At 54.4% G+C, this 25,756-nt stretch carries 21 protein-coding genes and 2 riboswitches; of the genes, 14 read left to right on the top strand and 7 right to left on the bottom strand.

Features of this window, described 5'->3' with window-relative positions:
* Positions 1-140: 140 nt before the first annotated feature.
* The gene (locus BUA65_RS05955; RefSeq protein WP_072868012.1) at positions 141-1,307 is read right to left on the bottom strand and encodes a sensor domain-containing diguanylate cyclase; all 1,167 of its coding nucleotides are present in this window, start codon (positions 1,305-1,307) and stop codon (positions 141-143) included.
* Between the two features lie 46 nt (positions 1,308-1,353).
* On the opposite strand from BUA65_RS05955, the gene BUA65_RS18515 reads away from it, so the two are divergent.
* Positions 1,354-1,746, top strand: coding sequence for a hypothetical protein (locus tag BUA65_RS18515; RefSeq protein ID WP_207543864.1), 393 nt, complete (start codon positions 1,354-1,356; stop codon positions 1,744-1,746).
* Between the two features lie 228 nt (positions 1,747-1,974).
* Complete coding sequence (locus BUA65_RS05950) at positions 1,975-2,943, top strand: copper amine oxidase N-terminal domain-containing protein (RefSeq protein ID WP_072868009.1); 969 nt, start codon at positions 1,975-1,977, stop codon at positions 2,941-2,943.
* Positions 2,944-3,102: 159 nt separating this feature from the next.
* Here BUA65_RS05950 and BUA65_RS05945 read toward each other — a convergent pair whose 3' ends face one another.
* From BUA65_RS05945 to BUA65_RS05935, 3 genes are all read right to left on the bottom strand, one after another.
* Positions 3,103-3,924, bottom strand: a complete 822-nt coding sequence (locus tag BUA65_RS05945) for an aminotransferase class IV (protein WP_072868121.1) — start codon at positions 3,922-3,924, stop codon at positions 3,103-3,105.
* A 71-nt stretch (positions 3,925-3,995) separates the two neighbouring features.
* Entirely contained in the window at positions 3,996-5,561 is a 1,566-nt protein-coding gene (gene pabB, locus BUA65_RS05940; RefSeq protein ID WP_072868007.1) for an aminodeoxychorismate synthase component I, read from the bottom strand.
* Positions 5,562-5,586: 25 nt separating this feature from the next.
* A complete protein-coding gene (locus BUA65_RS05935) occupies positions 5,587-6,153 on the bottom strand; it encodes an anthranilate synthase component II (protein ID WP_072868119.1) in 567 nt (188 codons plus the stop codon).
* Between the two features lie 356 nt (positions 6,154-6,509).
* Here BUA65_RS05935 and BUA65_RS05930 point away from each other — a divergent pair, with 356 nt between their 5' ends.
* Positions 6,510-7,223 (top strand): type 1 glutamine amidotransferase, encoded by a 714-nt coding sequence (locus tag BUA65_RS05930; RefSeq protein ID WP_072868006.1) that lies wholly within the window; start codon positions 6,510-6,512, stop codon positions 7,221-7,223.
* Positions 7,224-7,326: 103 nt separating this feature from the next.
* A complete protein-coding gene (locus tag BUA65_RS05925) occupies positions 7,327-7,881 on the top strand; it encodes an O-acetyl-ADP-ribose deacetylase (RefSeq protein WP_072868004.1) in 555 nt (184 codons plus the stop codon).
* Between the two features lie 117 nt (positions 7,882-7,998).
* Here the strand turns inward: BUA65_RS05925 and BUA65_RS05920 are convergent, their stop codons facing one another.
* The 3 genes from BUA65_RS05920 to BUA65_RS05910 form a co-directional block, all read right to left on the bottom strand.
* On the bottom strand, positions 7,999-9,801 hold the full coding sequence (locus tag BUA65_RS05920) for a carbon starvation CstA family protein (RefSeq protein WP_072868002.1): 1,803 nt from the start codon (positions 9,799-9,801) through the stop codon (positions 7,999-8,001).
* Between the two features lie 169 nt (positions 9,802-9,970).
* On the bottom strand, positions 9,971-10,744 hold the full coding sequence (locus BUA65_RS05915) for a LytR/AlgR family response regulator transcription factor (RefSeq protein ID WP_072868001.1): 774 nt from the start codon (positions 10,742-10,744) through the stop codon (positions 9,971-9,973).
* Positions 10,719-12,446, bottom strand: a complete 1,728-nt coding sequence (locus BUA65_RS05910; protein WP_114281465.1) for a sensor histidine kinase — start codon at positions 12,444-12,446, stop codon at positions 10,719-10,721. Before BUA65_RS05910 ends, BUA65_RS05915 begins: the two co-directional genes overlap by 26 nt.
* 173 nt (positions 12,447-12,619) lie before the next feature.
* On the opposite strand from BUA65_RS05910, the gene BUA65_RS05905 reads away from it, so the two are divergent.
* The 10 genes from BUA65_RS05905 to BUA65_RS05860 all read left to right on the top strand — a co-directional run bounded on the left by BUA65_RS05905 (position 12,620) and on the right by BUA65_RS05860 (position 25,731).
* Positions 12,620-12,871: an AbrB/MazE/SpoVT family DNA-binding domain-containing protein gene (locus BUA65_RS05905; RefSeq protein ID WP_084062100.1), complete on the top strand. Its 252-nt coding sequence runs from the start codon at positions 12,620-12,622 to the stop codon at positions 12,869-12,871.
* A complete protein-coding gene (locus BUA65_RS05900; RefSeq protein ID WP_072867999.1) occupies positions 12,865-13,296 on the top strand; it encodes a type II toxin-antitoxin system VapC family toxin in 432 nt (143 codons plus the stop codon). Before BUA65_RS05905 ends, BUA65_RS05900 begins: the two co-directional genes overlap by 7 nt.
* Before the next feature lie 189 nt (positions 13,297-13,485).
* A riboswitch (cobalamin riboswitch) is annotated at positions 13,486-13,767 on the top strand.
* 160 nt (positions 13,768-13,927) lie between these two features.
* Positions 13,928-14,205: riboswitch (cobalamin riboswitch) on the top strand.
* 254 nt (positions 14,206-14,459) lie between these two features.
* Positions 14,460-16,076 (top strand): S-layer homology domain-containing protein, encoded by a 1,617-nt coding sequence (locus tag BUA65_RS05895; protein WP_072867997.1) that lies wholly within the window; start codon positions 14,460-14,462, stop codon positions 16,074-16,076.
* Positions 16,077-16,238: 162 nt separating this feature from the next.
* Positions 16,239-19,055, top strand: coding sequence for an S-layer homology domain-containing protein (locus BUA65_RS05890; protein ID WP_072867995.1), 2,817 nt, complete (start codon positions 16,239-16,241; stop codon positions 19,053-19,055).
* Between the two features lie 257 nt (positions 19,056-19,312).
* Positions 19,313-20,044, top strand: a complete 732-nt coding sequence (locus BUA65_RS05885; protein ID WP_072867993.1) for a DUF4430 domain-containing protein — start codon at positions 19,313-19,315, stop codon at positions 20,042-20,044.
* A 12-nt stretch (positions 20,045-20,056) separates the two neighbouring features.
* Complete coding sequence (locus BUA65_RS05880) at positions 20,057-20,986, top strand: energy-coupling factor transporter transmembrane component T (protein WP_072867991.1); 930 nt, start codon at positions 20,057-20,059, stop codon at positions 20,984-20,986.
* Positions 20,959-22,704, top strand: a complete 1,746-nt coding sequence (locus tag BUA65_RS05875) for an ABC transporter ATP-binding protein (protein ID WP_072867990.1) — start codon at positions 20,959-20,961, stop codon at positions 22,702-22,704. The genes BUA65_RS05880 and BUA65_RS05875 overlap by 28 nt, the downstream gene beginning before the upstream one ends.
* Positions 22,671-23,294 carry an ECF transporter S component gene (locus BUA65_RS05870; protein ID WP_084062098.1) on the top strand — a complete coding sequence of 208 codons (624 nt, stop codon included), beginning with the start codon at positions 22,671-22,673 and terminating at the stop codon, positions 23,292-23,294. The genes BUA65_RS05875 and BUA65_RS05870 overlap by 34 nt, the downstream gene beginning before the upstream one ends.
* Positions 23,295-23,543: 249 nt before the next feature.
* A complete protein-coding gene (locus BUA65_RS05865; RefSeq protein WP_072867987.1) occupies positions 23,544-24,836 on the top strand; it encodes a PQQ-binding-like beta-propeller repeat protein in 1,293 nt (430 codons plus the stop codon).
* Between the two features lie 460 nt (positions 24,837-25,296).
* A complete protein-coding gene (locus tag BUA65_RS05860) occupies positions 25,297-25,731 on the top strand; it encodes a DUF3842 family protein (protein ID WP_072867985.1) in 435 nt (144 codons plus the stop codon).
* Positions 25,732-25,756: the final 25 nt, after the last annotated feature.

Genomic DNA, 25,756 nt, shown 5'->3' with positions numbered 1-25,756 from the left:
TGTGTGGTTTTGCGAGAGCCGTCGAACTGAACCACCGGTCGCCGCTTCTTTTCCCGGAGTGCTGTCCGGGTACCTGCGGTTTATTCACTTCGTTAGAACACAAAACCGGGTGCGATAGGTTTCCCTTGAAAGCCGGGAATTTAGTTCAGCTTATCGGCAACTATCCTGTTGCGCCCGCTGCTTTTGGCCAGGTAGAGCCTCTCGTCCGCTGTTTTTAACAGCGAAAGGGCGTCTTCTCCGTCGTGCGGAAACTGAGCGATGCCGCCGCTGAGAGTCAGGTTCTTTGCGCACAGGACATCGGTTAAACTGGCTTCATTAAATACCCTGCAGAATCGTTCGACGACCGCGCATGCCCTCTTGATGTCGGTTTCCGGGAGGATAATTAAAAATTCCTCTCCGCCGAATCTGGCAACCAGGTCCACATTTCTCAAACACTTGCGGGCCAGGTCAGCCATCAGCGTGAGCACTTTGTCGCCTTCGGTGTGGCCGTAGTTGTCGTTCACCAGCTTGAAATTATCGATGTCCAGCATAGCGACAGAGAATACATGGCCGTATCTTTTGCTCCGGTTGATTTCGCCTTGCAGGGCTTCCATACCGAAACGCCGGTTGGGAAGACCGGTTAGTTTATCTGTCAGTGCCTCTCTTTTCACGGTTTTGATGAGCCGGTTATTGTATATTGCCAACGATGCATAGCCCGCTAGAATGTTAATCAAATCTATGTTCTCTTTCAACCGGTCCATCTTAGTTTCATGTTCAAAGAGAATATTTATGCAGCCGAATGCCACGCCCTCCGCGACCAGCGGTACACAGGCATACGTGTACTGGTCGGGTGAGTCCAGCATTTCCGGGCAGGGGACGGTGCTTTCCAGCGGTGAGTAGATTATGGAGCGGCACGTCTTAATTGCAATGCAGTTGAGCGGGCTTTTTGAGCATACGTTTTTGATATCGTGCGCGGCAGATTTCTCTTCCGCAACGGTTTCCAATTTGGTACGACTGCTGGAAGCGCATAAAATCCTGATTGTTACCGGTTCCTGGAGTAATTTGCGCAGGATGTTTATGGCGCTGACGCAGATGCTCTTTTCGTCTTCAATGCTGAACATTAGGGAGCACAGGAATGCCGTTTCTTTCAACATTTTAATCAGTCTTTGCGATTCTTGGTAGTAGCTTTTTACCAGCGTGTAGTGATTGTCCTTGATTTCTGCAACTTTCTGACAAAACACTTTCTGATTTTCAGTTATGTTTTGAACCAGGCTATCAAGGGATTTAAGAATCTGGTAATTTTCTGAAGGGTGTACGAAAGATTGCATAAATAAAAAGCCCCTCCCTGTTTTAACACAAACTGGCAGGCGGCGGTTGCGCTACTGGCTCACTCCGGTCCAAGCGCCCACGTTACAGACCGCAGTTCATCGCTCACCTTTTTACGGGGGGACTTTATTCGACAAAAAAACGGAATCTCCTGCTTTATATGGACAAAATTTTAAACAGCACCACAAAAAACCGGAAAAACCCTGCCTGTACCGGCAGGGTTCTTATTTTTTTAAGGTAAAGCTGCGAAAGGAGCTGTTTGTCATGGGCAGGACCACAAAGAAAAGAAAAAGCCAGAGGCAGGGGCCGGTGGAACTCACGGTTAGGTCACGCCAGCGTAAAGACCACGCTGGATACCTACTCCATCTGCTGCCGGACACCCAGGCAGCGGCTGCCGCAGCTATCGGGGAGGTATTGGGCAACGGCGTTAGCAAGCGTTAGCAAACCGCCAGGAGCGGGCCTGGAACCCTTGCGGCGCAAGGGATTCCGGCCCTACCCTTGATGCATACTATTTGAAGTGTTTTGTTCTTCAAGTATGGTGATAAGATTCTCAAGCACTTGCTGAAATAAGCAGCAATCGGAAAAAAGGTTGGCCCTTCACCCCTTAAAACTGACTGGCCAATCGTATAAAATGTACGAAGCAAAAAACAAAAGAATGGAGGGTGGTTTATGAAGGGGTTGAAAAAGTTTTTCTCCCTGGCACTGGTTACCGTACTGATCTTTTCCCTGGCGGCCGGTGCGTGGGCTGCGCCAAAAGGTTGGGGTCAGTCCGGCCAGGCCAGAGGACACGCTGAACGGAACATTGAGCAAGAACATGAAAGGAACATGAATGAAGGGGCCACAATTGAGGAAAAAGAGCAGAACCAGAATAAGGAAAGAGAGGAAAATGGGCTAAAAAAGCAGGAAAAAAAGAAGAGCGTGACAGAACACGTTTATAAGGGTGTAGAAAACGCCCTGCAGCATGTGAAAAACCCGGTGGCCCGGGCCGCTCTGCAGGCCATTTTGGAAGGGAGAAGCGTTGCCCAGGCGGTTTATGAAGCAAAGCAGTACCTTAAGGATTGGAACGACCAGAATGAGATCGTCATCGTAGCCGGGGAATTGAAAGAGGCGTTAGAAGAGGATATGTCCGCCGATAGCCTTACCAGGGCACAAGGTTATAAACACCTGGGTGAGATGTTCATTAAGGCCGGAAAAATGGAGGATGCCCGTTCGCTGTTAGAGCAGGCCCTGAGGAACAACCCGGGTGACGATGAAATCTATTCTGTCTTAAATAAGGTTTTTGCTAAAATAAAAGATAATAATAAGGTAAAAGTGTATATAAAAGGAAACATGCCCATGTTTGATGTGGCCCCCGTGGTTGAAAATGGCCGCGTCCTGGTGCCGCTCCGGGTACTGGCAGAGGGTCTCGGTGCCGCCGTTGATTACAAGGATAACACCATTAACATTCAACTCAACAACTCCACCGTTAAACTGGTAGTGGGCAGCGGGAAGGCATTGGTTGACGGGAAACCGGTTATGCTGGAGGTTCCCGCCAGGGTTGTTGACGGACGGGCACTGGTGCCTCTGCGCTTTATTGGAGAAGGTTTGAAAGCTAAAGTAAATTACTACCGGGAAGGCAATCTTGTGGCGGTAGAATAGTGAATAAAATGCTCGCAAAAGCCACCCTATCGGGTGGCTTCGATATTATGATCCCCAGAACTGAGGTTACCCCGCGATGAGAACCGCCGGGGGAAGTGGCCTATGCTATGCTTATGGTCACTTACCGTTTATCCGGCCTTTTCCGCATCCGCTCCCGGACTATGATATGTGGTCCCTTACCGCCATTTTTATCTCTTCGGTTACAACTCCTGGTTGTCCGCTTCCGATGGGGCGGTCATAAATTTTTACCAGGGGCATTACCATCATTAAAGAATTGGTCAGGAAACACTCGTCGGCGTCGAGCAGTTCATGCGGCGAGACCGGCCGCTCCTGTGCCGCAATGCCCAGCCGGCGGCAGGTTTCCAGCACCACCTGCCTCATGATGCCGGGCAGCAACCCCTGATCCGGAGAGGGAGTAATCACCTGGCCGTTTTTAACCAGAAAGATATTGCTCACTGCTCCTTCTGCCACATAGCCGGCGGTGTTCAAAAAAAGTGCCTCATCCCACCCCCTTTCCCGGGCTTCCTTTTTGGCCAGCACATTTTCCAGGTAGTTTAAAGTTTTGAATTTTACCAGAGGAGATTGTTCATTACGCCGGAAAGACGACCAGCCGGCCCGAAACCCCTTCTGGTAGTCCGGGGTGCTGTAAGGCAGGGGGCGGGTGGAGATGACCAGGTTACCGGCGGCTTCGCCCGGGGCCGTTCCGGCGGAAAGGGTTAGACGCAGGGCGCCGTCTGTGGTATCGTTTAGTTTTATTGTTTGATGTACCAGACTGCCCAACTCAGTCAGTAACAGGGGCAGGGCCATCCCCAGGGCTGTGCATCCCTTCTCCAGCCGTTTCAGGTGTGCTTCCAGCAACACGGGTTGACCCCCACGTACCAGGATGGTCTCAAAAAGGCCGTAGCCATAAAGGAATCCCTGGTCCAGGGCGGGAACTTGAGCGCGGCTTGCCGGCAAAAACTGGCCGTTTATACATATCACGGTGTTCAATTATCTATCACCTCTTTTGGGGCACTTCAGGGGGAGAAACATCCCGCCAGACGTTATATCTATCACTGGGTTGATCGATGCTCCTCATGCACCACCGGCCTGACGGCCAGGGAAGTAAAGGCCTGCCGGTCATCCAGACCCAGCGCCCGTACCAGTGCCCGGGCCTTGTCCAGCGTTTCTACGTACTCCATGTAAGGATCTGAATCGATAGTAATGCCGCCGCCAACCTGGAAGTAGATTTGTTCCCCTTTAAATATCAGCGTGCGGATCACTATATTTAAATCGGCGTTACCGTCAAAGCCGATGTAACCGATGGAGCCGGTGTAAATACCCCGGCGTACCGGTTCCAGTTCCTCAATGATTTCCATGGCCCGGATCTTTGGCGCCCCGCTGATGGAGCCGCCGGGAAAGGCCGCCGCCAGCAGGTCCACCACATCTTTACCCGGGGCCAGTTCCCCTTCCACAGTGGAAACCAGATGAAATACGGTGGCGTACTCCTCCAGCCGGTAAAGTTCCGGCACCCGCACCGATCCCGTCCGGCAGACCCGTCCCAGGTCGTTGCGCTCCATATCCACAATCATCACCAGTTCGGCCCGGTCTTTTTCACTGTTCCATAACTCCTCCCTGAACAGCATATCGCTGGCCGGGTCTTTTCCCCGGGGGCGGGTTCCTTTAATGGGCCGCGTTTCCACGCGGCGGCCGGTTACTTTTAAAAAGCGTTCCGGTGAAGAGCAGACCACCTGGAATTCTCCAAAGTTCAGGTAGGCCGCCATGGGAGCGGCGTTGATGGCCCTCAGGCGCCGGTACAGGGGCCAGGGCTCCACCACCCGGGGCAGGGAAAAGCGCTGGGACAGGTTGACCTGAAAGATATCCCCGGCGGCAATGTAATCTTTGGCCCGCTGCACCGCCCGGCAGTAGCTGGTTTCGTCAAAATGGGCAAAAAGGACGGGCGCGTTTCGTTTCCCGGGATGGCTTCCATGGTGAGAGCTGTTTACCCGTGGTATGCCCGTGTCGCCGGCATGTGACCACGGTTCCCGGCTTGTTTCTACGGGAACGGTTACCATTTGTTGCCGTTGCAGCCCGCTGGCCAGCAAACTGCAGGTTTCAGCCAGCCTTTGCCGCGCCCGCCGTACGGCAACTGCGGGACCGGTTTCCGGAAAACCAGTGGAAACCACCCATACTTCTCCCGTAACCCGGTCTACCACCGTGACCACGTCGTAAAACCCCAGGCAGAGGTCGGGGGTTTGTAAATCATCCATGGCCAGGGAAGGCATTTTTTCCAGTACCCGCCCCAGGTCATAGCTGAAGTATCCCACCGCGCCGCCGCAAAAAGGAAGGGGACAGCTGCCCGGGGGCAGGCGATAATCGGCCAGTAAATCTTTTAGCTTTTCCAGAGGGTGGCCGGTTAAAAGAGTAGTTTCCCCTTCCCGTTCCAGCCATAAGCGTTTTCCCCGGGAGCGCAACACCAGAAAGGGATCTGCTCCCATGAGGGAGTACCGGCCCAGTCCCTGGACGACCAACCCGCTGTCCAGCAAAAAGCTGTAGGGGCGGGAGGATAGCTCTTCGAAGAGGGCCAATACGTCTGCTGTTACCGGTATTTTCTTTATTAGAGGTAAACACACCGGCATAATCGATCCGCCCTTTCATTGGGATTCAGGCCAGGGTCAGGAAATTTACCAGCAGTTTTTTCCCTACCATCGTTAAAATGGATTCCGGGTGAAACTGTACCCCCTCCACCGGGTATTCCCGGTGCCTTAAACCCATGATTTCCCCCTGATCGGTTTGGGCGGTAATGGTCAGGCAACCCGGGAGGGTTTCTCTTTCCACCAGCAGGGAGTGGTACCGGGCAGCGGCAAAGGGATTGGGTAGCCCGCGGTAAATACCCGTGCCGTCATGGTAGACCAGGGAAGTCTTGCCGTGCATGGGCCGGCCGGCCCTTACGACTCGCCCGCCAAAGGCCTGACCGATGGCTTGGTGGCCCAGGCATACGCCCAGGATGGGGATGCGTCCGGCAAAGTGTTTGATCGCAGCCAGGGATATTCCTGCTTCATCTGGTGTGCAGGGACCGGGGGAAATCACAATGTGGCTGGGAGAAAGATCTTCCATTTCCTCCAGGGTCACCCGGTCGTTACGGAAAACCCGTACCTCTTGCCCCAGTTCTTGCAAGTACTGGACCAGGTTGTACACAAAGGAGTCGTAGTTATCGATCATGATGACCACAGTAAAAACCTCCACCAATTGGAAGATTCAGTGAAACCACTCCCGCACCGTAAAAACAGAAAGACCAGCCCCTGGCTGGTCCTCACCCCGAAATCTCCGAGTCGTCTCAAGCTCCCCCTGGCTCTTCCCTGCTCAGCTCAAGCTCAGCTTTCAGTTGTCAAGGTCAGCTTACCACGGTAATTAGCGGGTGTCAAGATCGAGGTATCCGGTAAGGTAAGGCTTGCCCGGTACGTGCGGTCATGGTAATATGGGAAGTAAAGACGGCTGGAAGGCTGTGACCGGGACTAAAAAATAATGCTATTTCAAAAGATTTTAGGCTAAAAATAATTCAAAAGGCGGACGGGAGGTTTTTTGACTTGCGAGCGCTGGTAGTACAAAATGTGACCATTGAAGGGCCGGGTCTTTTGCAGCCGGCCATGGAGAAAGAGGGCTGGCAGCTTGATATACGGGTGATGGATCAACCGGGGGCACACCTGCCCGCCTCTTTAGATGGCTATGGCGCCCTGGTAATCCTGGGCGGCCCGATGAACGTCTATGAAGAGGAGTCCTATCCGTATTTAAGGCAAGTTGATCAACTGATTAAAGAAGCAATACAAAAAAGTTTACCTGTGCTGGGTATCTGCCTGGGCGGCCAGCTCATCGCCAAAGCCCTGGGAGCTCCCGTCACCCGCAATCCGGTGCAGGAGATAGGCTGGTACAGGCTCCGCCTTACCCCTGCCGGCCAAAAGTCCCCTTTATTTGCCGGACTACCCGGGGAATTCCCCGTTTTTCAGTGGCACGGCGATACCTTTGCCATGCCTGCCGGTGCGTTACACCTGGCGGCCAGCAAGGATTGCCCTAATCAGGCCTTTTCTCTGGGCCGGCACATCTTTGCCCTGCAGTTTCATCTGGAGGTAAACCCGGAGATAATTAACACCTGGGCGGAAGCTTATGCCGATGAATTAGAAGAATACGGCGGTCCCGGTGCCGCCGGCCGCCTGATGCAGGAGACCGCGGCCATCTGGGAGGAATACCGGCAGGTGGCCGGGCAATTTCTGACTAACTGGATCGCTATTTTGTCAAGGCACTAAAACAGGTGTTTTTAGGTTAAAATAAAACGCAAAAAAGAGAGGAAAACTTTGCCCGAACGAGAATTATTTGGGCAAAGTTTTTTGATTCCGGGAGGGATTTTTCATGGAGGTGCGTTTGGGTTCAACCTTGCTACGCTTAATGGTGGGGGATATCACCCAGCAGGATACCGAAGCCATTGTTAATGCAGCCAATTCCAGCCTGATGGGCGGCGGCGGGGTGGACGGGGCCATCCACCGGGCCGGCGGGCCGCAGATCCTGGAGGAGTGCAAACAAATTGTGGCCCGGATAGGCAGCCTGCCTACCGGCCAGGCGGTGATGACCACCGGTGGCAAATTAAAGGCCCGCTTTGTAATCCATACCGTGGGACCAGTCTGGTCCGGAGGCAACCGGGGGGAGGATGAATTGCTCAGAAACGCCTATTACAACAGCCTCTCCCTGGCCGGTGATAAGGGGATCCGTTCCATTTCCTTTCCCTCCATCAGCACCGGGGCCTACCGCTTTCCCATGGAACGGGCGGCGCTCATTGCCCTGACCACGGTACGCGACTTTATCCGGGAACATCATTTCTTTGAGGAAGTGCGTTTTGTCCTGTTCCGGGAGGATGACTACAGGGTATACCGGGAGGCTTGGGAAAAAATATCCGGTGAAACGAATTAAAACAATCACCGGGCGTACTTTAAATTAACGTTGCCCGGCATATGAAAAAACCCGGGGTAACCTCAAAAAAGCCCCGGGTTTTCTGCACGTCTATATTGCATGTACCTGTTCACTGGCTTATTTGGTTGTTCCGGTAAGGGGCGCCCGGACCTTTGTCCCGGGTTTGCTGCCGGAGAGCAGCTGAATCCACACCCTGACGGAATCGGCGATGATCAGGATGACCATGATGAGCATGACTGCGGAAATTCCGGCCAGCAGGTAATTCTGCTTGGGCAGGTAGTTGATGACAATGTTTTGATATCCGGCTGTAATGGTGGTTGCTGACAAGAAGACCATAGGGATGAAGGTGGTCCAGGCATACCGGGCCTTGCCCATCCTGATCAGCATGGTGGTACCAATGGCCAGGGCCATGCTGCCCAGCAGCTGGTTGTTCACACCGAAAAGGGGCCAGATGGTGGAAATACTGCCGCCGTACAGCAGGTATCCCCAGGCCAGGGTGAAAATACCGCTGGTCAGGATGATGCCCGGCCACCAGTTGTGGTCCTTTAACGGCTTATATACCGTACCGCCGATTTCCTGCATCAGGTAGCGCCCGACCCGTGTGCCGGCATCGATTAGGGTGAGGATGAACAGCGCTTCAAACATGATGGCAAAGTGGTACCAGTAGCCCATCAGATGCCGTAAGCCGCCGATTTTGGAGAAGATGTCGGCCATGCCCACGGCTAGGGACACGGCGCCGCCGGGGCGGCCGGCCAGGTTTTCTGACACCAGCTGGGAGAGCACGGGTAGGTCCTGTACCTGCATACCCAGCTTGGCAAAGACCTCCGGCGGGCTGTTGATGGCAAAATAATCGGCGGCTGGCAGCACGGTGGCTGCGATCAGGGCCATCAGGGCCACAAAACCTTCCGTTAACATGGCGCCGTAACCAATGGGCAGAACGTCAGCTTCGTTGCGCACCATTTTAGGTGTGGTGCCGCTGGAAACAAGGGCATGGAATCCCGACAGGGCGCCACAGGCAATGGTAATGAACATGAAGGGCCATACTTTGCCCGGGATAACCGGTCCTCCACCGGCTACAAATTTGGTCACAGCCGGCATTTGCAGCACGGGGTTGACAATAATCACACCTATGGCCAGCAGCAACATGGTACCCACTTTCATGTATGTGCTCAGGTAATCCCTGGGGACCAGGAGCAGCCATACGGGGAGTACTGCGGCCAGGAAGCCGTAAGCGGCAATCATCAGCGAAAGTTGCTGCTTGTTAAAGGTGAGCAGCGGAGCCAGGGCGGAATGCTGGATAACCGGTCCAAGCACCACCCCAAGGATGATCAGGATTACGCCGATTACAGTGGCTTCGACAATGCGTCCGGGACGGAGCCACCTGAGGTAGACACCGATGAACAGGGCTATGGGTATGGTTATACCCACGGTGAAAGTACCCCAGGGGCTCTGGAACAGGGCGTTGACTACAGACACGCTGGCACCCGCCAGTACAATGATTAACAGGAACAGGATGGCTACTGAAGCCAGCCAGTAGGAGAAATTACCCACTTCCCGGCGGGCTATTTCAGCCAGGGATTGCCCGTCATGTCTGATGGAAGCAAACAGAATGACCATGTCGTGGACTGCCCCGGCCACCACGGCGCCAATAAGAATCCACAGGGTGCCGGGCAGGTAGCCGAACTGGGCGGCCAAAACAGGGCCGATCAGGGGGCCGGCGCCGGCGATGGCGGCAAAGTGGTGACCGAACAATATCCAGCGGTTGGTGGGTACGTAGTCCCGGCCGTCATTATGGGCTTCCGCAGGGGTGCGGCGCTTTGGATCCAGGGCCAGGACTTTCGCTGCCAGAAAGGCTCCGTAAAAACGGTAGGCCAGGATAAATACCATAGCTGCTATAATTACCAGGGTTAAGGCACGCACATTTATTCCCTCCCTGTTGAAAAATTGTGAAACCGGCCGGTCCGTGTTTACATTATAAACTCTTCCGGTGAAACAGGTAACAACAGCTTAATCAACGGAACAAAAGAGGTGTTGATCGGAAATATAGGCCCATCAACAGAAAAAACCCCACTTTCCGTGGGGTCGCTTTTTACGAAGCTCCCAATCCCAGTATAGATTTCACTTCCTTCACCTGGCTCTTGCTGACCGGGATTTGAGTCTTTTTAGGGTCACCCATCACCAGCCAGTAAGTCCCTTTGAACCAGGGCAACACCCCCTGAACCTGGTTCAGGTTCACCAGAAAACTCTTGTGTACCCGGAGGAAACCTTCACTGTTTAACCGTGCTTCCAGTTCGGTCATGCTACCGGTGTAGATGCAGGTATCACTGGCGGTAACGATCTGTACGCTGCCATCTTTTGCCCGGCCGAAGATAATATCCTGGTAATCCAGGAGCCTGATTTCCCCGTTTTTTTCCACAGGCAATTTCTTAACCTGGTGTCTTTTTGTTTGCAGCAGCCCGGCCACCCGTTCCACAGCTTCCGCCCAGTCCTCGGAGCGCTTACGCAGTTCTTCAATGCGTTTGATGGTCTTGGCCAGCCTTTTATCCTCAAAGGGCTTCAAAAGGTAGTCCACTGCTCCCAATTCAAAGGCTCTAACGGCGTATTCGTTATAAGCAGTGGCGAAGACCACCAGGGGCGGGCGGGGGAAGGAAAGCATTTGCCGGGCGGCTTCACATCCGGACATTCCACGCATCTGGATGTCAAGGAACACCACATCGGGTTGTAATTCCTGTACTAGTTTCAATGCTTCCTGGGCATCCTCGGCTTCACCGACCACCCGGCATTCCGGGTAGGCCGACAACAGGTATTTTAGCTCGTCCCTGGCCAGGGGTTCGTCGTCAACCACAACAGCTGTAAAGGGCATCTTCCTTCACCCCCTGGGAGCTGGTTTCTTTAGGAAAGCGCAAGACTACTCTGGTACCCTGGCCGGGTATGCTGTGCACCTGAAGCGCATATTCCGGCCCGTACAGGCCCTTCAAACGTTCGTTGACAATGGATAATCCCAGCCCGTGGCCGCGCCCGTAGCCGGGCAGGAGGATTTTATCCAGTTCTTCCGGGAAAATACCCACACCATTATCTTCTATGGTGACTATCACTTCTTCAGGCTGATCTTTAGCTATGATTTTCACCCTTCCGCCCTCCCTCTTGGGTTGCAGGCCGTGTTTGATGGCATTTTCTACCACCGGCTGCAGGGTAAAGGCGGGAACGGGGCAGGTTAAAGCTGCGGGATCTACAAGCTGGACTACCTGTAGCTTGTTGCCGAAGCGTGTTCCCTCGATGGCCAGGTAGGCCTCCACATGGGCCAGTTCTTCCGCCAGGGGAATGGGAGCATCATCCTTTCGCAAACTGTACCGGAAGAAGCTGGCCAGTTTGATCAACAGTTCCCGGGCCTTTTCCGGCCTGGTACGTACCAGGGAGACAATGGTATTTAAGGCGTTAAACAGGAAGTGGGGGTGCACCTGGGCCTGCAGGGCTTTAAGCTCTGCCTGGGAACGTAACCGGGCCTGGTATTCCAGCTCCGCCAGTTCCAGTTGGGTGGAAAATAGGTGGGCCAGACCCCGGGCTAGCTCCAGGTCCACCGGGGTGATGCTGTTCTCTCGGTCGTGATAAAGCTTCAATGTACCAATGGTTAAGTCCCGCCGCTTCAACGGGACCACCACCGCTGAGCCCAGACGGCACCGTTTTTCCTGGCACCCGATTTCCCCTTTGGTTTGAGCAAGCTGCACTTCTCCGGTAGCCAGTGCCTGCAGGGTGGCACTGGTCAAAATGGGATTCCCCGGGTGGTGGTGATCGCTGCCCATACCTACATGGGCCAGGATTTCCCGCGCGTTGGTGATGGCCACGGCGGCCAGCTTGACGGAATTATAAATAATCCGGGCCGTCTGCTCCGCCGACTCCCGGTTCAACCCGTGCCGTAAGAAGGGCAGGGTTTGGGTGGCTATGCGCAGCGCCTGCTGTGCCTGGCAGGCGGCGATGCGTTCCCGCTGTTCGGCGGCGGTTTTGACAATGACCATGAAAATGGCCACCCCAATGGAATTGACTACAATCATGGGCGGGCCGATGATCTGCACCAGTGCCCAGGCCTCGCTGAAAGGACGGGCGGTGGCCAGGATAATGGCCATTTGCAATGTTTCTCCCGCCAGCCCGGCCAGTAAAGCTACATGCCAGGAAATGGGGCCGCGGCGGTAATAGTGCTGCACCAGCCCGCCCAGGGCGCCTTCGGCCACGGCAGCTAGGGCGCAGGAAAAGGCAGTGAAACCACCCAGCAGGTAGCGGTGTACACCGGCGATCAGGCCCGCTCCGGCCCCCACCAGGGGACCGCCCAGCAAACCGGCCACCATTACCCCCACCACCCGGGAGTTGGCCAGGGCGCCGTGGATGGGCACGGCGGCATAAGTACCCACAATGCCCATACCACCCAGGGCCAGAGTCAACAGCAGCTTGTCCCGGGGGGTGAGCTGCCGGGATAAAATACGCCCCAGGGCGGGCATGCGGGAAAGAATAAAGGCCGCTGTGGCCACCATGCTCAATCTGTACGCCAGGGTAAGGGCTAAGGACCAGGTCACGGTAGATCACCCTTTCTAACTGTTTAGTCGACCTGTCCGACAATTAGTATACCACAGGTTCACTCACCGGTACAGGCGGGGCTGGAAGTTATGGGGTGTATGCAGCTAAAAGCTTTACAGGGCGATCTGGTGGTCATATAATAATGTTGGGTAAGATGTGTTCAGGAGGTAAGATGACCGTGATAAAAGTAACCCTTTCGGAAAAAGGTCAGATAGTGCTCCCCGTTGCTTTACGCAATCGTTATGGTTTAAAAAAAGGAGATAAGCTGGCCATTGAAGAAGTGGAGGGTGCTATACTGCTCCGGCCCATTCCCCGTAACCCTCTCCTTGCCCTGCGGGGTAAATACAGGACTAAAGGGCAGGAAAAATTGACGGACATTCTCCTCCGGGAACGATGGCTGGACAGGGAGCGGGAAGAATGGTAGACAGAAAGACAGTTGTTCTGGACACATATGCCATACTAGCTCTCATTGAGGATGAAGAAGGGGCGGATACGGTAGCCGCAGCTATTTCGGATGAGCAGACAACAGTTTATTTTAGCGTGATTAACCTTGGGGAACTTTACTATATTCTTTTACGCAAAAAAGGTGAGCGGGTGGCAGAAGAAGTATTACGGAACATCTTACTGGAAGAATCGATCAACATTGTGGAGGTTCCCTGGCCGAGGGTAAAAGAAGCAGCCCGCATTAAAGCCAGAAGAGGCCTTTCTTATGCCGACTCTTTCGTTCTGGAACTGGCCCGGGAACTTAAAGCGCCGGTGCTCACCGGTGATCCTGAAATTCAGACGGTTGCCAAAGAGCTTGACGTGCCGGTTATCTGGGTGGGCAGCAATTTAACTGTAGACAAATAATCGTTGGTGATGATCCCCATGAGCTTACCGCTGGAATAGCTTAAACCTGGCCCAGTTGAAAGACCACATTTTATTCAACCAGGCCAGTTGGTTGGTTAAACTACCTCATAACGAAAAATGGTTTTTTATTGGGAAGTTTACTATGGACAACTTATCAGAAATGTGTTACTGTTTCATGTAAAAGGATTTAACTAGTAGCCGTGTCCGGGTTCCCCTGCCAATCAGGCGGGGGTAAAAGGGAACCAGGTGAAAATCCTGGACGGTGGGGCCACTGTGAATGGGTAGCGGCTTTCCACAGGGCCACTGGCCCAGCACTCACTGATTGGCTGTTACATTTAAGAGTACTCTGTTCAACAGTGAATGGTAACAGCATGGTTGTTTAACCAATACACTGGTGAGTGCTGGGCTGGGAAGGCGGAAAGCATGCGATGACCCATGAGTCAGGAGACCTGCCCGGGCGCGCGGCACGGAAAGCCTCCCAGGGAACAGGGGCTTGTGCCGGTGGTAGTCTTACCATCTTTTTACGGTGGGCTACAGCCAGTGTAAACAAGCCCCGGTCTCTGACAGGCCGGGGTTATTCGTTTTAGTGATTAAGTGGCAGCAAATGGTTTAATATCCTGCTGCCTGAGGACAATTTCATACCGGAACGGGTGCCTTCACCCCGAGGGGTGAAAGTGAAAAGGGAAGCCGGTGCAAATCCGGCGCGGTCCCGCCACTGTGAGGGGGAGGGACTCCACAGCAAGTCACTGTCCAGCACTCACCGATAATATTGATAAAACCTTAAGCTATATTTTCACTATTTGTCAAGCGTGCCACTGGATGTTACGGTTCATCGGTGAGTGCTGGATGGGAAGACGTGGAGCTCCGGTGAACCCGAGCCAGGAGACCTGCCCGTTCTGAATGACCAAACCAACCTGCGCGGACGGGGGGTGGTTTAATTTGTCGTGGCATGATTTTGCTGCGAGGGCTAATCCTCCATCTGGGTAGATGGGGGATTTTTTTACGGCGAGGCCTGGATATGCACAAGTAACAAGCCTTTATATATCGTTAACCCATTCTCCTTTCAGGAGTAAATATATATCCGGCTTTAAGTCAGGCCGGGCTACTTTTTAAAATTAGCCGGTTGGTTTAAATAAATTAGAAAACAGGGGAGGGAGTTTTTAGTGAAAACCCATCACTTTGCCGGGCGGTTAACAGCCCTGGTTGCAACGGTCTGTTTATTCCTCGGTCTGCTGGTGCCGCTTGGGGTACCGGGCCGGGTGGAAGCGGCAGTTTCACCCCTGGCGGATAAGGCAGTGCAATTCCTGCATCGTGACTATTTAAAAAACGGGTTGATTAACTCGGATGTGGGTGTGGGCTCGTATGCCTTTTATGTGCTAAGCCAGGCCGGTGTTGGTGCCGGAGCCTGGGTGCACCAGGGAGTGACTTACCGGGAGGCAGTGCTGAAGGCGGTCAGGGATGATCTGGATAAAGCAGGTGAAGTGCGGGCGAAGCAGCTTGCTCAGGATCTGGTGGCCATGCAGGCGCTGGGAGAAAAGGAGCTGGCCGGCCGGTTGCTGCAGGTCTTGAAGAACAGGCAGACAGACGAAGGATTTGAAGACACCGGGCCGTTAAGCATCTACAGCAACATGCCTTCCTTTGATCTTTTAAGCAGGGCCGGGTTAATGGATCAGATAAACACCGGCCTGGCCAGGAATTACATCCTGGAAAAACAGTATGTCAAGGCACAAAATGCCCAGTACGGAAGCTGGGGGTCACTGGATGGTAATGCATATTACGCCGATTTCATGGCCACGGCCCAGGCGGTGAGGGTGCTGCACTACCTGGATCCGGAAAAGAAAGATCCCCAGGTGCAGGAGGCCATTAAAAACGGCCTGGCCTGGATGCAAAGACAGCAGAAGGCAGACGGTAGCTTTGTGGCCGGTATGGACGACCCGGTGATCGATACTGCGGAAGTAATTGTGACCCTGAAGACCCTGGGTATGGACCCGGCGGTCTGGAAAAGCGGCACGGGGAAGAGTGCCGTTGATTATCTGATGAATAAGTCATTGAATGCCGATGGGAGCTTCGGTACGTCGGGAAACGCCATGGATGCCACCTGGGTGCTCTGGGCGTGCCTGGCGCTGGAAGCGAAGGCGAAAAGCCAGCCAACACAGCCACAACCTGGATCTCAGGATGAATCCGGCCGTCAAGCGCAACCCGGTATGGTGGCCAGTTTTACGGATTTGAAAGGCCACTGGGCGGAAGGGGCCATCTACCGGCTGGTTCAAATGCAGGTTGCATCGGGTTATCCAGGCGGTATTTTTAAACCCGAAGAGCAGGTGACCCGCTATGAAATAGCCTCCATGATGGTGCGCCTGCTAAAGCCGGCGGCGGCTTCCCGGCAAGACCTGCTTGTGTTCGACCGGAAGTTTAAAGATAGCCGGAATGTTCCCCAATGGGCCCATGAGGCCGTGGCCGTGGCATTGAGGGAAGGGCTCATTTCCGGCTACCCGCAACCGGACGGCACCCTTATTTTTAAAGGGGAGGAACCGGTAAGCCGTGCCGAACTGGCCGCCGTTATGGCCCGGATTATTGAAAAGAAATGCGGGGAGGTGGCGCCGAAAGAGCTGGATTTCGCCGATGCGGACAGGATTCCGGCCTGGGCGAAAGAGGCCGTGGGGGTGGCTTACGCCAAGGGGGTTGCCGGTGGTTATCCCGACCGGACTTTCCGGGCCGAGAAAAAGGTCACCAGGGCCGAAGCGGCCGCCATGCTTTTGCGCCTGGCTGATGTGCTGTAAGGAGGTATCGAAAAGGCCCGGGAGGGTAAAGAAGGGACAATCTGCCGGGTTAAATCGGGCGGTGTTACATGAGGCGGTCATGCTGCCTAAAGAAGGTACAGTAGTGGAAGAAAGTGGAAAAGTCTGTTTTCAGAGTAAAAACATCGTAAGGGGGTCAGGGCGTTGTATCACCATAAAAGGACGGTTAAAAAGCTGAGTTTGTTACTGGTTCTGGTCATGGCCGCAACCCTGCTGACACCGGCGGTAAATGCCGGCGCCAGCGGGGTATCCGGCTCACCGGCCAACAATGCCGTGCAGTTTCTGTACAATGAATACATCCAGAAGGGAATCAATAATTCGGAGTATGGGGTGGGTTCCTATGCTCTTTATGTCTTAAAGCAGGCCGGTGTTGATGTTGCTTCCTGGGTGTATAATGGTGAAAATCTAAATGATGCGGTTATAAACGCTGTTTATAACGATATTTCACAGCCAGATAATGTTCCGGCCAAGATCCTGGCCCAGGACCTTCTGGCCATGCAGGCGCTGGGGCGAAGCGATCTGGCCGATCAGCTTGTGGAGATCTTGAAAAACAGGCAGACTGAGAACGGCTTTGATACGGGAGCTTACAGCCTTTTCAGCAACCTGCCGGCCTTTGACCTGCTGGGCCGGGCGGGGTTGATGAGTGTTGTTAAGTTGGTATACGCTAAGGAATACATTTTAAGCCAGCAACTTACCGTCAACGAAGAGGTATATGGGAGCTGGGGCGGGAGCTGGACGGATGACAAGGGCAACACAAACTATTTTGCCGACTTCATGGCCACGGCCCAGGCGGTAAGGGCTCTGCATTATCTCGATCCCGGCGGGCAGGATGCCAGGGTGCAGGCGGCCATTAATAACGGCCTTAACTGGATGAGGAACCAGCAAAAGGCTGACGGTAGTTTTGTAGCCGGCTGGGACGACCCGGCCATTGACACCGCTGAAGTGGTTGTGACCTTAAAGGCGCTGGAAAGGGATCCAGCTGATTGGAAGACCAGTGACGGAAAAACGGCCGTTGATTATCTGATGAATAATGTCCTCAATCCGGATGGTAGTTTCGGCACCTCAAAGAACGCCATGGATGCCATCTGGGTGCTCAGTGCCTGTAATTCACTGGGCATACAGCCTACCGTCTGGCGTCTTTACCTTGACCCTCCAAGCAACACTTTGAATATAGGCGCCCAACAACAGTTCCGGGCAGTCTGGCAGGACGCCTACGGCCAGTCTGACGTAACGCAATGGGCCACCTGGTCCGTGGCCGACAGCAGCATTGCCAGCGTCGATGACAGTGTTTATGGTCTGGTTAAAGCGATAAAGGCCGGCCAGACGGTGGTGAAGGCCGTATACAACGGCCTGACGGCGGCGGCCACCCTGACCGTGCAGTCTGCGGCTGGAGGCGGCGGGACCGCTACCGCGGTAACGGTCGGGATGGCCGTAGTGGGCCTGAACGGAGAATTGCTCTACGGTCCCTCCTACGTAATGGTACCGAAAGAAAACAAATGGGGCCTCACCGCCCTGGGCGCCCTGGATGCCTCGGGCGTTCCCTACCATACCTCCACGTGGTCCTGGGGCATTCTGGTAGATGAAATTGCCGGGCAGGCCAATAGCGGGATGGCCGGCTGGATGTATACGGTGAACGGGCAGGTTCCCTCCTTTGGCCCGGAAAAGTACAACATTAAAGAGGGCGACAAGATCATCTGGTACTACAGTAAGAGCATGGACCAGCAGCCCCCCAAATGGGACGACCTGGTGAAGCAGGCTTCCGGGGGAAGCAATCAGGCAGCCAACCTGCCCGCACCGGTAAGCGATTCCACCTTAAAGGCGGCCATCGAGGATGCCGGTTCTGCCGGTCGGGTCGTTCTGCAGGCAGAAGATAATCAAACTGTTCTGGCCCTGACGGTGGATCAACTGGCTAAAATAACCGGTGTCAACAAACCCCTGGCCGTTACCGTTCAGGGCGTACAGTTTGTGCTCTCCGTGGACAGCCTGAAAGTGCCGGAGTTGAAGGTTGCCGATGCGGCGCAGTTGCAGGTTAAAGTCCAGAAGTTGAGCAGCACCGAAGCCCAGGATCTGGCCAAGCCTGTTGCCGACAAACTAAAACTGGTGGGCGATGTCTACGAACTGGACGTGCTGGCGGTGAAGAAAGACGGCACTGTGCAGAAGATCGCACAGCTTCCCGACTGCCGGGTGCTGCTGCCGGTACCCGCTGAAGCCAGGGAAGCGGCGGCGGGCGGCCGGGTGAAGGCCTATCGCTATGATGAAAGTAAAAAGACCTGGGAGGAAGTGGGTGGAACCTATGACCCGGCGGCAGGTGGCTTGACTTTTAAAGCCGATCATTTCAGCAAGTACGCCTTGATGGAAACCTCCGCCCCGCCCGAATTAAAAACCTTTGCTGACATTGCCGGGCACTGGGCGCAGAAGGAGATCGAATTTATGGCCACGAAAGGGTACGTTGCCGGTGTGGGCGACAACAAGTTTGCGCCGGAAGCTACCGTCACCCGTGCCGAGTTTGCCACCATTCTGGCCCGTATGGCCGGCCTGACGGCCGAACCGGACGGGGCAAAACGCTTCAATGATGTGCCGCAAAACGCCTGGTACTGCGGCATGGTGGGTGCGGCGGCGAAAGCAGGATTGGTGCGGGGAGTCGGCGAACACAGTTTTGCACCCAATGAGCCCATCACCCGGGAGCAAATGGCAGCCATGATGGTGCGGTTAATGGCCCAGAAAGGACAGGATATGAGTATTGATGAGGCCGGTGCGGCCAGAATACTGGCCGGCTTTGAAGATGCTGCCTCTATTTCTCCCTGGGCGCGAAACTCTGTAGCCCTGGTGGTACGGGAGCAGGTCATGAGGGGCCGGGCGCTGGTCCGGTTCATCCCTGCAGGTCAGACCACCCGGGCAGAAGCTACTGTGGTACTGTACCGGGTGTGGCAAAAGTTACAGCCGCCTGCTCAAAACAAGTAACAGGAAAGATAAAACCTCCATTCTGCATTTAGCTGGAATTAGGGCATGGAAGAACGGGCGGTGGTCGTTCCGGAGCCCAGGAGCGACGGAGGACGACTGCCGCCCGGGTGATTTGGCAACAGTACCTTTTAAGGTGCCGGGTGAATCAGGAGCATGCTGCCGGCCGCGTGCCGCCCTTGTGCGGGAGCGGGTGCCGTTCCGCTCCCGCAGGCACTACAGCGTGAAATGCTTTACTTTTGTTTGCATGGGGTGATTCCATGAAGCGCAAACTCATTTATCTTATTGGTTTGCTGGTGATTTTGGCCGGTGTGCTGGGACCAGCCCTTTACATGCATAAAGTTTTTAGCTCTCAGCAGCAATACCGGCAGGCCCAGAGCAGCCAGACAACTAACTACAGTGCAACCGAACAGGAAAATGCTCTTGCGCAGAGCCAGTCCGCCGCCGGTTCCGGTCAACCTTCTGCCGGAATAAGTGCAACCCGACCCTCCGGCGAATCGACACCAAGTCCGTCACCTGCGGCCAAAGAAAAAGCCGGGGCGGCGGGTGGCAGCCAGAACAAGCAGTCTACCGCTACTTCCCGGCAGAGTACGGCTTCTGGCGGGCCGGATGAAAGTACTTCTGCTGCACCGGAAGATCAAGCCGGGTGCGAGGTCTGGGTGGCCGTCATCGGGAAAAATGATGAGTTTCTTTTCCGGCCGGCACAGGTGACGGTTAAACCGGACAACAAGTGGGGGGTCACCGCCCTGGGCGCCCTGGATGCCACCGGTCTTCTCTACGCCATGAAACCGGCCTGGCCCGATTTTGTGGATTCCATTGGCGGCCAGGCCTGCAGCGGTATGGCCGGATGGATGTATTCGGTAAACGGCGAGGTGCCCATGCACATGGCCAGCAAGCACCCGGTAAAAACGGGGGATAAAGTGATCTGGTGGTACAGCAGGAGCATGGACCAGCCACCTCCCCGGTGGGAAGACCTGGTAAGCAAGAAGTAAAGGGGTGCCGGGATGTTTGACAGGCTTTTTTACCGGGAAAAGGGGCTTTTCCTGCAGAGCTTTCACCCGGCTACGGTCCTGGTTTATCTTCTGGTGCTCCTCATCCTGAGCCTGATCTATGATCATCCCCTCTATCTGCTGGCGCTCTTTCTCCTGCTTGCCCTCCTGATCAGGGAAGTGGACGGCCTGGATGCCTGGGAGGGATTTTTAAAAGCAGGGGTCTTTTTAATGCTGGTGGTGATGATGGTCAACCCCCTGGTGATCCGGGCCGGTAAAACCATCATCTGGCATGGCCCGGCAGTACCTTTTCTGGGGAAGCTGGACATATCCATGGAGGCCGTCTACTTCGGCGCGGCTTCCAGCTTGAGGCTTCTGGTCATCATCAGCATTTTTTGCCTATATAACCTGATGATCAATCCGGACAGGGTATTGAATCTTTTTTCCGGAGTGGCCGGTAAATCAGTCCTGGTGATAACACTGGCCACACGCCTGTTTCCCACCATGGTGAGGGACCTGCAGAGGATCAGGGAAGTACAGCAGCTGCGGGGCGTCGACTTTGACACGGGCAGCCTGTGGCAGCGGGCAAAGAAATACTCCGGTTTATATAACGTATTGCTTTTATCCTCCCTGGAAGGGGCCATGGAAATTGCCGAGTCCATGCAGGCCAGGGCGTTCGGCAGCGGGAAACGTTCCGTTTATAGCCGGAATATGATCAGGCCCCGGGATCTCTTCTGTCTCGGCGGCAGCCTGCTGGCTCTGCTGGCGGCAGTATGGGGGTTGCGTTACGGCTACGGCCGCTATACCTTTTATCCGGAGGCGGACTTTCTTATTAAAGACGGCGCGACTCTGGTGGTCCTGTTTATTGTGTTGTTTTACCTGTCTGTGCCGCTTCTATTGAGCGAGGGGTGGAAGCATTGCCGCTTTTTAAAGTCGAAAATCTGACCTATTACTATCCCGGAACGGAAAAGCCCGCCCTGAAAAATATTAGCCTGGAAATCCGGGAAGGAGAGTTTCTTCTTGTTACCGGCGGTTCCGGCTCGGGCAAATCCACCCTGGCCAGGGTGCTGGCAGGCCTGATCCCTGATTTTTACGGGGGCCGCATTGGGGGTAAGGTTTTCTTCAGGGGTAGGGAGCTCCGGGTGCTGGACCGCCGCAAACTGGCCCGGGAAGTGGGCATGGTCTTTCAGGATCCGGAAAAACAAATTGTGCAGAGCTGTGTGGAGGCGGAAATAGCCTTTGGCCTGGAAAACCTGGGGTTACCACCTGACGAGATGTCGCGCCGGGTTGCCGAAGTGGTCAGTTTCATGAATCTATCCCCGGTTCAGGATGCCTTTACGGCCGATCTCTCAGGCGGTCAGAAACAGAAGCTGGCGCTGGCCTCCGTGCTGGCCATGCAGCCCCGTGTGCTTATTCTTGACGAACCCACCTCTCAACTGGACCCCGTCTCGGCGGAAGAAATCCTGAATGTGGTGAAAAGGCTTAATGAAGAAATGGGCTTTACGGTGATCATGGTTGAGCAGAGGCTGGAAAGATGTTTTCATTTAGCAGACCGGGTGCTGCTCATGGCCGGGGGCGAAATTATCTGCCACGGCAGTGCCGCTGAGGGAGCCCGGGAAGCAGTCAGAAGGGGACTTCCTTTTGTGCCGCCTGTGGCCAGGTTCTTTGCCTGCCTCAACTCGCCGGTTGTACCCGTGACGGTAAAGGAAGGTCGGGAACTCTTACAGTCTTACCTAAAAGGAAATATACCCGTTACGAAACCAGATGTTCCCCGCACTAACCATAATTCCACTGCAAAAGAGCATGAGAAAAATAGCATTATCAGCTTGAAAAATGTATGGTTTGGTTATCCGGGCGGTCGGGAGGTTTTAAAAGATATAAGCCTTGATATAAAAGAAGGAGAATTTGTAGCCATCCTGGGGGAAAACGGCGCCGGTAAATCGACCCTGCTCAAGATCATGGTGGGTTTGCTCAGGCCGGGCCGGGGCAGGGTTTATGTACATGGGAGAGAACCGGGACGTAATGGATTTAAAGAGATCAGAAAGTTTACCGCCTATTTATCCCAGAACCCTAACGACTATCTCTTCCAGGAGACGGTAGAAGATGAGCTGCTTTTTACCATGCATAATTTCGGCTTGAAAGACCGGGGGCAGGTGGATGAAATCCTTCACAGACTGCAACTGGAGCGCTACCGCCAGCGAAATCCCCGGGACCTGAGCAGCGGGGAAAGGCAAAGGGTGGCTTTAGCTTCTATTCTGGTTACCGACCCCGGTTTGATCATTTTAGATGAACCCACCAGGGGGATTGATTTGGGCTTAAAGTCGGAACTGGGACAATTTCTTCGGGAAGAGGCCGCAAAGGGCAAAACAGTTGTCGTGGTAACCCACGATGTGGAGTTTGCGGCCGAGTTTGCCGGAAGAGTGGTGATGATGTTTGCGGGAAGGATTGTCGCTGCCGGGGAAAAGCACGCGGTGTTGGGGAGATCTGTATTTTATTCTCCGCAGATCAGCAAGTTGTGCCGGGGCATTTGCGATGGAGTGCTCACCTTTGCCGAAGCCCAGGAACAGCTTGGGCCGCTTCTAGTTGCTAAACCGGCCGTATTAATTACAAACACGGGAGAGAAGGCCATATGGGGACTAACTGGGGGCTGTACACCACATTGACCGGCATTCTTGCCGTTTTATTGCTTTTGTCCGCCATGGAGAAAAAAGGAGCGCTGGATTCCCGGCAGGTATCGGTTATTGCCGTGCTGGCCGCCCTCTGTGCGGCTGGCCGGGCGGTGACGGGAGTGGGTCTTTTATTTCTGCAGCCCACCATGTTTTTGGTGGAAATAACGGGATTTGTCTATGGTGCGCGGGTCGGCTTCTTTACAGGGGCCATGACCCCTTTGATTTCCAACTTCTTTATGGGACAGGGATCCTGGACGCCCTGGCAGATGCTCTGCTGGGGGCTGGTGGGTGTTTTCGGAGCGGTGGTCAAAGCCCTGTTCCCACAGGCGGGAAACAAAACCCTGACCGCAGTCTGTTTCCTCTGGGGCTACCTTTACGGGGCCATCATGGATGTCTGGCAGTGGACCGTCTTTATGCGCCCCCTGACCTGGCAGACCTATCTGCTCACCTGGGCGGCGGGTTTTAGCTTCGATTCCCTGCGGGCTATCGGCAATCTATTCTTCTGTGCCGCCCTGGGGCACCAGACCTTGAAGATTCTGCAATATTTCCATAAGAAGATGGATGTACAATATCTGGAAAGGTGATAAGGAGAAGAATCCGCATGCATCCTTGAGAGCTGAGCCGCCCAGCACTCACTGAAAAAGTTATACTGGAAAGGCCTGCACTTACTATCTTGCCATAGCAGGCTTAGAATGAGCATCTTTGCCGGTGAGTGCTGGGTTGCCGGGTGCTGTTACCGGCGTGTGCCTGCGTCATTCGCTCCGGACAGTGCATCCTTGTTATAACGGATTTGCTAAATATTTACATGTTTTAGAGAAGGAGGGCAGAATGCTTTGTTTACGAGAAGGCCGTTTTTTCTGATCATACTGCCCTTTTGCCTGGCCGCCGCAGGATTAATTTTTCCCGGGCAGGTAAAAGCAGCTTCCGGGCAGGCTCCGACAGTAGAGTGGTCCTGTACTCCGGACAAAGGAGAGGCCCGCTGTGTGGTCCAGACAAGGGACGCAGGATATATTTGCACCGGCTGGATCGAGTCCAGGGAAGGGGGTTCTGACGTTTTCCTTGCCCGGATGGACCGTAAAGGGAACAGGCTGTGGCAAAAAGTATTCAAGGGCAATGGCTACAGTTGCGGTTACTGTGTAAAGGAAGTCCGCGGCGGCGGTTTTATCATTGTTGGGGATACAAAATCCCTAAACGGGTATGACCACGATGTTTATGTGGTGCGGACGGATGAAAAGGGCGAGCTCTTGTGGGAACAAAACTTCGGCGGCCGGTATTGTGACTATGCCTGGTCCGTGCAGCAGACAAAAGACGGTGGCTTTATCCTGGCCGGGGGTACGGAGTCCTTTGGCGCGGGCATATATGACGTCTACCTGATCAAGCTGGATTCTGCCGGCAAAAAGCTCTGGGAAAAAACATACGGCGGTAAGGGTTCCGACTGCGGCTATGCCGTGCTGGAGGTGGATGACGGCGGTTATCTCATTGCGGGCAATGCTGAATCCTTTGGTAACGGCAATCCCGACGTATACCTTTTGCGAACGGACGGAAACGGGCAGTTGATCTGGCAGAAGACATACGGCGGCAGGGGGTCGGATTACGGCTGGTCACTGGCTCCGTCCCGTGACGGCGGTTATGTGATTGCCGGCGAGAAGGAGGTTACCGGCGGGCAGGGCGGGATTCTGATGCCTTACCTGGTTGGGGTTGACCGTGATGGAAATTTGCTCTGGGAAAAGACGTATGGAAACGGGAAGGCCGGTTCAGCTTATGCCGTCCGCAAGACCAGGGATGGCGGGTATATCCTGGCGGGTAAAAAAGAATCCGCCGAGGGCGACTACGATACCTGGGTGGTGAAAACAGGCAAAGATGGCGATCCTGTCTGGGAGAAGACCATTGCCGGTGCCGGATGCAGCAGCGGCTACAGTATCCTGCAGTCAAAGGACGGCGGGTATGTTGTGGCGGGGAGAAAGGGGATGTCAAAAGATGCCGGGAGTGAGGTTTTGTTGCTGAAATTAAAGGGGACCGGAACATTGACTACTTCATTATTGCTGCTCACCGGTGCTGGGGCCGCCCTTGCCGGCCTGGCTTTGATTTTTACCCTGAAAAGGAAGGGAGCAAAAAATTGCGGATAAAAAATTTACAAGAGCAGCAGGAACTTTGAACTTGATGGCGAACTACTTTTACAAAGATAAATGGGCGGCAGAAGCTGCCCGGCTTCAGGACGATGTAAGGATCACCGGTCGTTAATCGAATTTGAGGTTCAGAGTACTGGCAACCATGAAGGTGCTGTTTTCCTTCCGGGAGGAGGGCAGGCTTTCATGGTTTTCTTATTTTTGCCTGCCCGGGGCAGGCAGTGCGGCATCAGCCGCGGTTTAACTGCGGGGGTCCTAAGCTAAACCTTGGCGTTAGCTTTTAACCCTATACCTGTTTGCCGGACGGGATCCCCGGTAAACGGGTCGACTCCTTCTCAACGAGTATGCAGTGGTCTGGTCAACCCTGCATGCTGTACCTCCTTTCGTCCTGGCATGTGGGGACTGGTCACCCCCACATGCCGCCATTTCTTTTTTTAAAATTGGAGGAGCAGCAAAAGGCATGCGTATAGCAGTAATTGACGGGCAGGGCGGGGGCATCGGGCGGGTCATCGTGGAAAAGTTGCGGAAGGCCCTGCCAAAGGACGATGTGGAAATCATCGCCCTGGGTACCAACGCCATGGCGGCGGCTTTGATGCTTAAGGCAGGGGCCAACGATGCGGCCAGCGGCGAAAATGCCGTTATTTACAATGCGGATAAGGTGGACATTATTGTAGGCACCATTGCCGTACTGATGCCCCACAGTATGCTGGGGGAATTCACTCCAGGCATGGCCGAAGCGGTGGCTAAGAGCCCTGCGAGAAAGATTCTTTTGCACCTAAATCGCTCCAATGTAGAGATAGTGGGGGTAGTTGCCGAGCCGCTGCCCCATTTAATTGATTTTCTGGTAGAACGGGTGAAGACTATAATGGCCGCCAGGTGCGCGGGACAGGGTTAAAGCCGCTGTTTATCTTCACATGGAG

Source organism: Desulfofundulus thermosubterraneus DSM 16057, from assembly GCF_900142025.1.
Classification (GTDB): Bacteria; Bacillota; Desulfotomaculia; order Desulfotomaculales; family Desulfovirgulaceae; genus Desulfofundulus; species Desulfofundulus thermosubterraneus.
The sequence above is the reverse complement of the archived record's forward strand: the minus strand, read 5'-3'. Positions and strand labels throughout refer to the sequence as shown.

Coding starts and splice junctions, on each gene's coding strand:
- BUA65_RS05955 (WP_072868012.1), bottom strand. CDS start 1,307: ATGCAATCTTTCGTACACCCTTCAGAAAATTACCAGATTCTTAAATCC.
- BUA65_RS05950 (WP_072868009.1), top strand. CDS start 1,975: ATGAAGGGGTTGAAAAAGTTTTTCTCCCTGGCACTGGTTACCGTACTG.
- pabB (WP_072868007.1), bottom strand. CDS start 5,561: ATGCCGGTGTGTTTACCTCTAATAAAGAAAATACCGGTAACAGCAGAC.
- BUA65_RS05925 (WP_072868004.1), top strand. CDS start 7,327: ATGGAGGTGCGTTTGGGTTCAACCTTGCTACGCTTAATGGTGGGGGAT.
- BUA65_RS05915 (WP_072868001.1), bottom strand. CDS start 10,744: ATGCCCTTTACAGCTGTTGTGGTTGACGACGAACCCCTGGCCAGGGAC.
- BUA65_RS05905 (WP_084062100.1), top strand. CDS start 12,620: ATGACCGTGATAAAAGTAACCCTTTCGGAAAAAGGTCAGATAGTGCTC.
- BUA65_RS05900 (WP_072867999.1), top strand. CDS start 12,865: ATGGTAGACAGAAAGACAGTTGTTCTGGACACATATGCCATACTAGCT.
- BUA65_RS05885 (WP_072867993.1), top strand. CDS start 19,313: ATGAAGCGCAAACTCATTTATCTTATTGGTTTGCTGGTGATTTTGGCC.
- BUA65_RS05880 (WP_072867991.1), top strand. CDS start 20,057: ATGTTTGACAGGCTTTTTTACCGGGAAAAGGGGCTTTTCCTGCAGAGC.
- BUA65_RS05870 (WP_084062098.1), top strand. CDS start 22,671: ATGGGGACTAACTGGGGGCTGTACACCACATTGACCGGCATTCTTGCC.
- BUA65_RS05860 (WP_072867985.1), top strand. CDS start 25,297: ATGCGTATAGCAGTAATTGACGGGCAGGGCGGGGGCATCGGGCGGGTC.